At 61.0% G+C, this 11509-nt stretch carries 11 protein-coding genes; all 11 read left to right on the top strand.

The features are described 5' to 3' along the window. Positions 1–99 precede the first annotated feature (99 nt). The 11 genes from AC0J1C_RS11485 (at position 100) to AC0J1C_RS11435 (ending at position 11479) form a co-directional block, all read left to right on the top strand. Positions 100–1350, top strand: a complete 1251-nt coding sequence (locus AC0J1C_RS11485) for a PAS domain-containing sensor histidine kinase (RefSeq protein WP_375191757.1) — start codon at positions 100–102, stop codon at positions 1348–1350. Between the two features lie 12 nt (positions 1351–1362). Beyond that, positions 1363–2826, top strand: coding sequence for a sigma-54-dependent transcriptional regulator (locus AC0J1C_RS11480; protein ID WP_375191758.1), 1464 nt, complete (start codon positions 1363–1365; stop codon positions 2824–2826). Between the two features lie 263 nt (positions 2827–3089). Continuing rightward, complete coding sequence (fliE, locus tag AC0J1C_RS11475) at positions 3090–3458, top strand: flagellar hook-basal body complex protein FliE (RefSeq protein ID WP_473043998.1); 369 nt, start codon at positions 3090–3092, stop codon at positions 3456–3458. Between the two features lie 15 nt (positions 3459–3473). Continuing rightward, positions 3474–5177 (top strand): flagellar basal-body MS-ring/collar protein FliF, encoded by a 1704-nt coding sequence (fliF, locus tag AC0J1C_RS11470; RefSeq protein WP_473043997.1) that lies wholly within the window; start codon positions 3474–3476, stop codon positions 5175–5177. Further along, positions 5170–6213, top strand: a complete 1044-nt coding sequence (gene fliG / locus AC0J1C_RS11465) for a flagellar motor switch protein FliG (RefSeq protein WP_375192753.1) — start codon at positions 5170–5172, stop codon at positions 6211–6213. The genes fliF and fliG overlap by 8 nt, the downstream gene beginning before the upstream one ends. Then, complete coding sequence (locus AC0J1C_RS11460) at positions 6213–7076, top strand: flagellar assembly protein FliH (RefSeq protein ID WP_473043996.1); 864 nt, start codon at positions 6213–6215, stop codon at positions 7074–7076. The genes fliG and AC0J1C_RS11460 overlap by 1 nt, the downstream gene beginning before the upstream one ends. Beyond that, positions 7057–8454 (top strand): flagellar protein export ATPase FliI, encoded by a 1398-nt coding sequence (fliI, locus tag AC0J1C_RS11455; protein ID WP_473043995.1) that lies wholly within the window; start codon positions 7057–7059, stop codon positions 8452–8454. The genes AC0J1C_RS11460 and fliI overlap by 20 nt, the downstream gene beginning before the upstream one ends. After that, positions 8454–8897 carry a flagellar export protein FliJ gene (fliJ, locus tag AC0J1C_RS11450; RefSeq protein ID WP_375192756.1) on the top strand — a complete coding sequence of 148 codons (444 nt, stop codon included), beginning with the start codon at positions 8454–8456 and terminating at the stop codon, positions 8895–8897. The genes fliI and fliJ overlap by 1 nt, the downstream gene beginning before the upstream one ends. 122 nt (positions 8898–9019) lie before the next feature. Further along, positions 9020–9325 carry an STAS domain-containing protein gene (locus AC0J1C_RS11445; RefSeq protein WP_473043994.1) on the top strand — a complete coding sequence of 102 codons (306 nt, stop codon included), beginning with the start codon at positions 9020–9022 and terminating at the stop codon, positions 9323–9325. Between the two features lie 24 nt (positions 9326–9349). Continuing rightward, positions 9350–11095: a PP2C family protein-serine/threonine phosphatase gene (locus tag AC0J1C_RS11440; RefSeq protein ID WP_473043993.1), complete on the top strand. Its 1746-nt coding sequence runs from the start codon at positions 9350–9352 to the stop codon at positions 11093–11095. Between the two features lie 36 nt (positions 11096–11131). Continuing rightward, complete coding sequence (locus tag AC0J1C_RS11435; protein WP_473043992.1) at positions 11132–11479, top strand: Hpt domain-containing protein; 348 nt, start codon at positions 11132–11134, stop codon at positions 11477–11479. Positions 11480–11509 lie beyond the last annotated feature (30 nt).

The following is an 11509-nucleotide window of genomic DNA, read 5'->3' as shown; positions in this document are numbered from 1 at the left end:
AAGAAAAAACCAAGTTGGCACGGTGCTGGCTTATTAACCTGCAAACGAAGTATCCGAACACAGGGTCCGCTGAACCAGGGCCGATCGGGGAGTCAGGTTATGAGTCAGGCACAGTTTCTTTTGCAGTCCCGCGTTGGCGAGCAGGTTGGTGAGCAGCAGGCCAATGCCGCGGCGGATGTGAACGACAAGGTCACCGCGTTGTTCCCTCAACAGGACGACGAGGCGGTCGATTCCGCCCTGGAACTGTTCAACCGGATGTCCCGCCAGATCACCGACTCCTACCGCACCCTGGAATCCCGGGTAAACCAGCTCTCCGGCGAGCTCAATCAGGAATCCCGGCAGCGCCAGCAAGAGCTGGAAGAAAAGGAACAGCTGGCCGACCGGCTCTCGACCCTGCTCAAGGCCCTGCCGGCCGGTGTGGTGGTTCTGGACAGCCAGGGGGTGGTAACCCAGACCAATCCGGCGGCCATCGCCCTGCTCGGAGAGCCGCTCGACGGCGCTCGCTGGATTGACGTGATCCATCGCTGCTTTGCGCCCCGGCGCGACGATGGTCACGAGGTGTCCCTGAAAGACGGTCGCCGGGTCAGTATCGAGATCCGGACCATGGAGAACCAGCCCGGCCAGTTGATCCTGCTGACCGATCTGACAGAAACCCGTCATCTCCAGGCACAGCTGGCTCATGCCCAGCGTCTCTCGGCGATGGGCAAGATGGTGGCCTCTCTGGCCCACCAGATTCGTACCCCGCTGTCAGCCGCCATTCTCTATGGCGGTCACCTGAGCGAAGAAGACCTGGATGAGGAGATGCGCCAGCGCTGTGCCTCACGTCTGATGTCGCGATTGACCCATCTGGAGCAACAGGTAAGGGACATGCTGATTTTCGCCCGCGGCGAGACCCGGCTGGCGGAAGAGCTGTCTGCGGATCGCTTGGTTCATGCGTTGGCGTCGGCGGTGGAAGGGCTGCGACCGGCCGCTGGAGCCTCCGTGAGCCTGGACAACGCGCTGAGCGGTGATTGCCGTTTGATGTGCAACCGTGACGCGCTCGTCGGCGCGTGTACCAATCTGGTCAATAACAGTCTGGAGGCGGGTGCTACCCGGGTGTCACTGCAAACCCTGGTGGATGCCGGTGAACTGGTGGTCCGGGTCATCGATAATGGCCCGGGCTTTGCGCCGGAGGACTCCGACCGCCTTATGGAAGCCTTTTACACCACCAAGTCCCACGGAACCGGTCTCGGTCTTGCGGTTGTGCAGGCCGTGATCAAGGCCCACCAGGGCCGTTTTTCCATCGAATCGCCAGAGCAGGGGGGCGCTGTTGCCACCCTGCGTTTACCGTTACTGCGCAACAGAGATTGATCGGAGGTACCCATGGCCAAGGCCCAGATACTCATCGTTGAGGATGATCGTGACCTGCGGGAAGCGCTGGTGACGACCCTTGAGTTGGCAAAATTCCGCGTTCGCGAGGCGTCCAACGCCAGTGAAGCGCTGGCCCGACTGGCCGAGTCGCCGGTGGACATGGTGGTGAGCGATGTCAACATGCCCGGGTTGTCCGGGCACGAGTTGCTGGCAGAGGTGCAGCGCCTGTACCCGGGCCTGCCGATGATGCTGATTACCGCCTATGGCCAGATCAGCGACGCGGTATCGGCCATGCAGGCGGGAGCGATCGATTATCTGGTCAAGCCCTTCGAGCCCCGGTTCCTGGTCGATGCCGTCAGCAAGGTAGTGGGTGGCGGAACCCGGAAGGCTGGTGATGAGCCGGTGGCAGAAGATCCGATCAGCAAGCGAATGTTCCAGTTGGCGGCAAAGGTGGCTGCCAGCGATTCGACGGTGATGATTTCCGGCGAAAGCGGTACCGGTAAGGAAGTGCTGGCACGGTATATCCACCAGCAGTCCCCCCGGGCCGATCAGCCGTTCGTAGCCATTAACTGCGCAGCAATACCTGAGAACATGCTGGAGGCCATCCTCTTTGGCCACGAAAAAGGCGCCTTTACCGGAGCGGTGTCTTCGTCTCCGGGCAAGTTTGAGCAGGCCAACGGCGGCACGATTCTGCTGGACGAGATATCGGAAATGGACCTGGGACTCCAGTCCAAGCTGCTGCGGGTGCTGCAGGAGCGGGAAGTCGAGCGGGTGGGTGGTCGCAAGACCATCAGCCTGGATGTGCGGGTTGTGGCGACCACGAACCGGGATCTGGCGGATTACGTGCGCGAGGGCAAATTCCGCGAAGATCTGTATTACCGCCTGACGGTGTTCCCAATGCATTGGCAGCCGTTGCGGGAGCGTCCACTGGACATCATGCCGCTGGCAACCTCTCTGCTCAAGCAGCACGCCCGCAAGATGAAACTCACAGGCATCAGCTTTGCTCAGGATGCCCGCTCGGCCTTGATGAACCACCGCTGGCCGGGCAACGTGCGGGAGCTGGACAACGCCATACAGCGGGCGCTGGTGCTGCATCAGGGCAACGTTATTCATGCCGGCGATCTCTGCCTGGAACTGGGCATTACCGGTCGGCAGGATGGGCACGCACCGGCGCCGACACCGCAACTGGTGTCCAGACCGGAGTCAACAACTGAGTCGGGCGACGCCGTCGCGGACAACCGGTCCGAAGGCGTTTTCCCGGGCGAGGCGCATGGGTCGGCCTCCGAGGCGGTATCGCTGGGAGATGATCTGAGGCAACAAGAGTTCCGTATTATTATCCAGACGTTACGCAAGGAGCGTGGGCGCCGTAACCGGGCCGCGGAGCAACTGGGCATAAGCCCCCGGACGCTTCGCTACAAACTGGCCCAGATGCGAGACGCCGGTATCGATCTGGACGCCGAGATGTCCATGGCTTGACCCCCTGCAAAAGAACTCCTTCATTGGCACCCTTCGGGGTGCCGTTTTTTTACCGGACGCCCCCGATATGTCCGGTCCCCGGAAAGCCCTGTCAAAACTCCGTCATTGGCTCTTGGTGAGTCGAAAATTTCGGGCTTAAGATGCTGATAAATAGCAATAAAAAGGTATTGGCCTGCCGATTGCTTAGGCTTGCTCAACAGAGTCTCGGTTGAGAATTCCCAGAGCAAAGCTGCCCTTCCCGGGGGCAGAGCCAGGAGTAAGATATGGTTCAGCGTGCCGACATCAACAGCGTTTTGTCCGATATCCGGTCCCTGCGTTCACAGATGATGCAGAACCAGCGAGTCGAACAGGATCAATCGGTTCGTGGCCGGATTGACGGCCCGCGCCAGACCCAGGAAACGCAGGAAACCCCGAGTTTCAGCGATATGCTGGGTAAGGCAGTCAACAACGTGAACGATCTTCAGAAGACCGCCAGCGATCTTCGCACCGCCTACGACATGGGCGATCCCAACGTGGATATTACCCGGGTGATGATTGCCGCCCAGAAATCCTCTGTTTCCTTCGAGGCACTGACCCAGGTTCGTAACCGGGTGGTTCGGGCCTACGAAGACATTATGAACATGCCGATCTGATAACGGAGCAGAGTGATGGCCAGCGTACCTGCAGAAACCAATGCCTCCAACGTGCCCGCGGCCCGTGAGGGCGACGCGCCGGAGAGCCGGAGCGACCTGTTCCTGGGCTTCAACCGCCTGAACCTCCTGCGTCAGATCGGCCTGATGGTGGGGCTTGCCGCCAGCGTCGCGCTTGGTCTCGCTGTTGTGCTTTGGGCCCAGGAACCCAATTACCAGCCTGTGGTGGGCGACCTTTCCTCCTATAACCCCCAGGATGTCACCAGCATTCTCGACAGCAACGGCATTGACTATAAGATGGATCCTCGTACCGGCGCGCTGCTGGTGCCTTCCGAACAGGTTTACAATGCCCGCCTGAAGCTGGCCGCCGAAGGCGTAACGGACCAGAAAACCATGGGCTATGAGCTGCTGGACCAGGAGCGCGGCCTGGGTACCTCCCAGTTTATGGAAACCATCAGCTACCGCCGCGGTCTTGAGGGTGAGCTGGCCCGCACCATTGCAAGTATGCGCGGTGTGCGCAACGCCCGGGTGCACCTGGCCATTCCCGAGCGCTCGGTATTCGTGCGTGACGCCCGTGATCCTTCCGCCTCGGTATTTCTGGAAGTGTTTGCCGGCCGTCGCCCGGAACAGGAGCAGATCAGTGCGATCGTCAACCTGGTGGCGGGCAGCGTGCCCATGATGACCAAGGACCAGGTGACCGTTGTCGACCAGAACGGCAACCTGCTCACCGGCATGGAAAGCAAGGGTGAGGCCGACCGTATGCAGGACCAGTACGAATACACCGCCAAGGTCGAGGAGCGATTGACCCGCCGTGTGGCGTCCCTGATTGCGCCGATCGTTGGCGATGGTCGCTATCGCGCCGAGGTCTCGGCGGATCTGGATTTCTCATCCGTTGAGCAGGCAGAGGAACTGTTCAACCCGGAACAGCAAGCGGTGCGTAGCGAGCGGGAGCTTACCGAGCAGCGGGCGACCGGCGCACAGGGTGGTATTCCGGGTGCACTGTCCAACCAGCCGCCGGCCGACGCCACCGTGCCCGAGCAGGCCGCCGGTGCCGACGGTGAGGAAGGCGCCGCAGCGCAGCCGGTAAACGTGCGCAGGGAGTCCACCCGCAACTATGAAATGGACCGCACTGTCAGCTACGTGCGCCAGGAACTTGGTCGGATCAAGCGGGTAACGGTTGCCCTGGCCGTGGATGACATGAAAGTGGTGGATCCACAGACCGGCGAGGTCAGCTATCAACCCTGGCCGGAGCAGGAACTGCAGCGCCTGAGTATGCTGGTGCGTGACGCCGTGGGCTATTCCGCTGCCCGCGGAGACAGTGTGACCGTTATGAACACTGCCTTTGCGCCTGAGGAGACTGTGGAATTCGAAGCGCCCGGCTTCTGGGAACAACCCTGGTTCTGGGACCTGATGAAGCAGGTGCTGGCGGGACTGGTGATTCTGGTGCTGGTGCTTGGCCTGCTGCGCCCGACGCTCAAGAGCCTGTCCGGTGGCGGTCAGAGAGAGCGCGGTCTGGATACCTCCGACAGCGGCTATGGCGGGCTGGACGAGATTGAGGGTGGCGACGAGTTGCGCAAGGCCATGTCGTCCCAGGATGACCTGCTTTTGCCGGGCGCTACGGACAGTTATGATAGACAACTGAATGCACTGAAAGGGCTGATCGCGGAAGACCCGGCGAGGGTTGCCCAGGTGATGCGCCAGTGGGTGAACGTCGATGACTGAACAAGCCAACCAGCAGGGGGCCGGTACCCCGCAGAAACCCCAGCGGAAGATTCCCCGGGTTGAACAGGCCGCCATCCTGCTGATGTCTCTGGGTGAGGCCGACGCCGCCGAAGTGCTCAAGCACATGGGGCCGAAGGAGGTTCAGCGGGTAGGCGTTGCCATGGCCCAGATGAAGGACGTCAGCAAGGACGACGTGACCTTCGTATTGAACCAGTTCGTGGACGCCGTTGGCGGCCAGACTGGTCTGGGCGTGGGTAACGATGAATACATCCGCGCCATGCTCACCCAGGCCCTGGGCGATGACAAGGCCGCCAGCCTGATTGACCGGATTCTCATCGGTGGCAACACCACCGGCCTCGACACCCTCAAGTGGATGGAACCCCGCGCTGTTGGCGACATTATCCGCTATGAGCACCCGCAGATTCAGGCGATCGTAATTTCCTACCTTGACCCGGACCAGGCCGCGGAAATCCTCGCCACTCTGGATGACAAGGTGCGTCTTGATGTCATGATGCGGGTAGCCTCGTTGCAGAGCATCCAGCCCCAGGCCCTGCAGGAGCTCAACGATATCCTCGAGAAGCAGTTCTCCGGTGGCGCAGCCTCCCAGACCAGTCGGATCGGGGGTGTCAAGCGGGCTGCGGACATCATGAACTTCATGGATCGCAGCATTGAGGGCAGCCTGATGGACTCCATCAAAGACATGGATCCGGACCTGGCCAGCACCATCGAGGACCTGATGTTCGTGTTCGACAACCTCAAGGAGGTGGACGACCGCGGTATTCAGGCGCTGCTGCGCGAAGTGTCCTCGGAAGTCCTGGTGGTGGCCCTGAAGGGTGCCGACGACGAAGTGCAGGAGAAGATCTTCAAGAACATGTCCAAGCGTGCCGCGGAATTACTGCAGGATGACCTTGAGGCCAAGGGGCCGGTCAAGGTCAGCGAAGTGGAAGCGGCCCAGAAGGACATCATCACCATCGCCCGACGCATGGCCGAGGCCGGAGAGATCTCCCTCGGTGGTGCCGGTGAAGAAATGATGTAATGAAAGATTCCACCCGCGACCGCAACCGCATTCCCAAGGAGCAGCTGACAGCCTATGAGCGCTGGGAGCTGCCGTTGCTTGATGAGCGGGGAAACGAAGTGCCCCGCGAGGAAGAGCGTGATGTCAAACCGTTGACGGCGGCGGACATCGAGGAAATTCGCAGAGCCGCCCGCGAGGACGGTTACAACGAAGGCCGCGAACAGGGCTATGAGGCCGGGTTTGCTGAGGGCCGGGAGTCGGGTCACAAAGAGGGGCTGGACTCCGGTCTTACGGAGGGTCGAGAGCAGGGCAAGGGCCAGGGCTACGACGATGCCCGCAAGGAAATTGACACCAAGCTGGATCGCCTGGAACACCTGCTTGGGGAGCTGCTGCTGCCAATCAAGCGCCACGAAGATGAGCTCGAGACCGCACTGGTCAACCTGACCACGGTGCTGGCAAGAGCCGTGGTTTACCGCGAGCTCACCCTGGATTCCTCCCAGATCCAGCAGGTGGTTCGCCGGGCCATGGAATCCCTGCCGTCCACTGCCGATAATATCCGCATCCGTGTCCACCCCGACGATGTTGAACTGGTGCGAGAGGTCGCCGGGCGCCTGGATGCGTCGGCCGCCGTGGTCGAAGACAGCAGTATTCTGCCGGGTGGCTGCCAGGTAGAAACCCGCCACAGCCTCGTGGACTTCACGGTTGAGAAGCGATTCCAGCGTGCGGTTCAGGGCATGCTGGATCAGCAGATGGAAGGCAGTGAAGGCGGTGAAACCGAAGAACTCGACTCCCTGATGGAGGACCTGACCGGTTTCCATCGCGACGTTCTGGATTCCACTGAGCAGGACGCCCCCGGAGACGACGATGACCTCGACTCTCGCTGAACGCCTGAGCCGGTTTCAGGATTATCTTGGCACCGGACCCGAACCCGAATTATCCGGCCGCCTGACCCGCATGGTTGGTCTGACCCTCGAATGCGTGGGTTGCCCCATGGTGGTGGGCGACCGCTGTGTCATTTTTGGCCAAAGCGCAGGCAACGTGGAAGCAGAGGTGGTGGGCTTTGAGGACGACAAGGTCTACCTGATGCCGTTGACGGCCATTGAAGGGCTCCGGCCCGGTGCCCGGGTGGTGCCTCTGTCGGCAGCGAGCCGCGTGCCGGTGGGCCCGCAGCTGCTTGGCCGGGTGGTGGACGGCAGCGGCGAGCCGCTTGATGGCAAGGGCCCGCTTCAGGCCGAGGCCCGGGTGTCCTTGACCGGCGATATCATTAACCCGCTCAACCGTGCGCCTGTACGCCAGTCCATGGACGTCGGCATTCGCGCCATCAACGCGCTGATGACCGTAGGGCAGGGGCAGCGTCTTGGCCTGTTCGCCGGCAGTGGTGTGGGTAAGAGTATGCTCCTGGGCATGATGACACGCTTCACCGATGCCGACATCACGGTGGTGGGCCTGATTGGCGAGCGGGGTCGTGAGGTCAAGGAATTCATCGAGGATATCCTCGGCGACGAGGGCCTGGCGCGTTCTGTGGTGGTGGCGGCGCCGGCCGACGACTCACCGCTGATGCGTCTGCGGGCTGCCATGCTGACCACACGGATTGCCGAGTATTACCGGGACCAGGGCAAGCGGGTGCTGTTGCTGATGGACTCCCTGACCCGTTATGCCCAGGCCCAGCGGGAAATTGCGCTGGCGGTTGGCGAGCCACCCGCGACCAAAGGCTATCCGCCCTCGGTGTTTGCCAAGTTGCCGCAGCTGGTTGAACGTACCGGTAACGGCCGCCCCGGTGGTGGCTCGATCACCGCTTTCTACACGGTTCTCACCGAGGGTGATGACCAGCAGGATCCGATTGCGGACGCCACAAGGGCGATTCTCGACGGCCACATCGTGCTGTCCAGGCGCCTGGCAGAGGAAGGACACTATCCGGCCATCGACGTGGAGGCCTCCATCAGCCGGGTGATGCCCCAGGTTACCGAAACCGAGCATTTTTCGCGCGCCCAGCGTTTCAAGCAGGTGTACTCCCGGTATCAACAGGCCCGGGACCTGATTTCCGTGGGGGCCTACGTGAAGGGCTCGGATCCGGAAACCGATTTCGCCATCACCCACATTGGCAACATGCGCCAGTTCCTGCAGCAGGGGCTGAACGAGAGCGCGCCCCTGGGCGAGAGTATCGAACAGTTACTCGCGGTGGTGCCAGAACGCCGGTCGCCCGAGCGGCGCCGGTCGGCTGTGCCAAATCCCTCGGGTACCGGCGGCGGAGGTGAGGCCTGATGCTTCGGTCCCGTCGTCTGGAAGTGGTTCTGACCCTTGAGGAGCGAAAGGAGCAGGAAGCCCTGGAGCGCATGGGAGAAGCCAGGAAGCAGGTTGAGCAACAGCGTGAACAGGTTGAGAACCTGCATCGTTACCAGCAGGAATACCGTGACCAGATCCGTAACAGTCAGCAGGGCGTGGTTCAGGTGACCCGTCTGCAGGCCTGGCAGGCCTTCATTGCCCAGCTAGACCAGGTGATTCGCCAGCAGCAGAAGCAGCTGGAACAGGCCGAAAAGGTGTTCGAGGCGCGCAAGAAAGCGTGGCAGGAGGCCTGGGAGCGACGGCGCGGCATGGAGAAGTACATCGAAAGCTGTCGGCAGCAGGAGCAGCGAGAGCAGGACCTGCGAGAGCAGAAACTGGCTGACGAAGCGGCCGTGCGGGCCTTTCAGCGCCGGCAGCGCTGAAATACCAGAACCGCCGGCGCAAAATGGATGCAAATCCGGTCAACTCAGCTATCCTTTACCGGTAAGGGAAAGCGGGTGGACGCCCGCGGAAACATTGCTCGTGATGCCCATGGAGGTTTGGAATGCCGATTCAGACGCGCCGCGATGATAACGGTCAGACCCTTGTTATCAGCATTGAAGGGCGTTTTGATTTCAGCACTCACCAGGCCTTCAGGGATGCCTACGAGCACGGTGACCCTTGCGTGCAGGATTACATCGTGGATCTGTCCGAAACCACCTACCTCGACAGTTCCGCCCTGGGTATGCTGCTGTTACTCCGGGACTACGCGGGGGGCGACAATGCCCGGGTTGTCATTGAGAACTGCAACAGCGACGTGCGGCGGATTCTCTCCATTTCCAATTTCGAGCAGCTGTTCCAGATTCGCTGATGCCCGAGCTCTTCCGGAGTTCTCATGGATGATTCCGTTGCAGAACACGGCCCTCTCAGGATCCTGATTGCCGACGATTCCGACAGCGACCGGCTCATTCTAAAGACGCTGCTAAAACGCCTGGGGCATGACGTGGTGGATGTCACCAACGGCTCTGACGCCGTTGACCGCTTCCGGGAGTTGTCGCCCGATCTGGTCTTGCTGGATGCCCTGATGCCGGTGATGGATGGTATGGAGGCCGCCCGTCAGATCAAGGACCTGGCCGGCGAGAAGCTGGTTCCCGTCATTTTCCTGACTTCCCTTTCCGAAGCCGGTGCCCTGGCTCGATGCCTGGAGGCCGGAGGCGACGATTTCCTCGGAAAACCCTACAACCGCATAATTATTGAAGCCAAGATCAAAGCTTTCAACCGGATGCGGCTTATGCACCAGACGCTGTCCAACCAGAGAGACCTGATCCGTGAGCGCAACCGGCAGTTAACCGAGGAGCAGGAGGTTGCCAAGCGGGTGTTCGACAACGTTGCACACTCCGGCTGTCTGGATGCCGACAATATCCGCTATCACGCTTCCCCCCAGTCAATCTTCAATGGCGATGTCTTGTTTGCCTCCCCCAGGCCTTCGGGCGGCATGCTGGTATTCATGGGCGATTTCACGGGCCATGGCCTGCCGGCGGCCATCGGCGCCATGCCGGTGGCGGAGATTTTCTATGGCATGTCCAGCAAAGGCTTCAACGGCCAGGACGTGCTCAAGGAAATCAACCAGAAACTCAAGCGTATTCTACCCACAGGCATGTTCTGCTGCGGTGCCATGATCGAGGCGGATTTCAAGCACAACCAGCTCCAGGTATGGAACGGAGGGTTGCCGGATGGCTGGTTGGTACGGGGTAACGGAGAATCCGAGCTGCTATCCTCCCGCCATCTGCCGCTGGGTATCCTTGCCCCCGAGGTGTTCGATGCCGAATTTGAACGGATCGGAACCCGGCTAGGGGACCGGCTACTGATGATGACAGACGGCTTCCTGGAGGCGGCCAATGCGGATGGTCGGGTGTTTGGTGAGGCAGGGGTTCGGGATACCCTGAGCTCACTCAATCGCGAGACGCATCCGTTCGATGCCCTCATGTCGGCGGTGCGGGAGTTCAAGGGGAGCCCCGGTGATGGCGACGATCTCACCCTGTGCTGCCTGGATATGAGCGATGAGACGGGCATGCCCTCCCTGACGGATAGGGTAACGCCTTCCGCCCTGGCAGGTCCGGCGGAATGGCGGTGCAGTTACGAGGTGCGTGAGCAGACCCTGGGTGAATTCAGTCCGCTGCCTTTGCTGCTGCATATCTGTATGGAGGTGCCCGGGCTGCGTCGTAAGAGCGGCGAAATCTATACCATGCTGGCGGAACTCTACAACAACGCCCTGGAGCACGGTGTGCTCAAGCTGCCGTCGGAGTGGAAGCAATCCCGAGACGGCTTCGGCCAGTATTACGCGGAACGCCGGCGGCGCCTGGCTGAAGTTGACGGCCACTACATCCGCTTTACCCTGCATCACTCACTGAAAGACGGGGGTGGCAGGCTACGCATTATCTGCGAAGACAGTGGTCAGGGGTTCGACTTCCACAATCACCCCGGGCTGGGAACCGAGGGGCTGCCGCTGAGCAGAGGGCACTACTCTGGTCGGGGATTACTCCTGCTCAGGCGTCTTGCCGAGTCGATCCGGTTTCATGGTCGCGGCAATCATGTTGAAATTGTGTACGATTGGCATTTTTCCGAGACCTCCGGCCAATAGGGGGTTACGGTATTGAACACACAAGGAGGGTTGGTCATGGGTGACAAACCACACCTAGATGAAGAGGCTCTGGCGGAACTCCAGGATGTGATGGAGGACGAATTCGAAGTTCTGATCCAGACCTATCTTGCCGATTCACAGGATCGCATTCATAGTCTTCGGCAGGCGCTGGAGGCGGATGATTGCGACGCCTTTACCAAAACCGCCCACAGTTTCAAGGGCAGCTGTATCAACATCGGAGCGCCCAGGCTCGGGGAGCTCTGTCGGCAGGCGGAGCAAACCGGGAAGGCGTCAAGGCTTGATGAGGCACCCGCGTTACTGGACGCCATAGACACCGAATTCCGGCAGGTCACACAGAGGCTGCACGCGCTTCTGGTAAGCTGAAACGATCCATGGCATCACATTTGCTTTGAC

The sequence above is a fragment of the Marinobacter sp. E2 genome (assembly GCF_055755345.1).
Note: the sequence above shows the minus strand (reverse complement) of the source record. Positions and strands in the feature narration are given on the sequence as shown.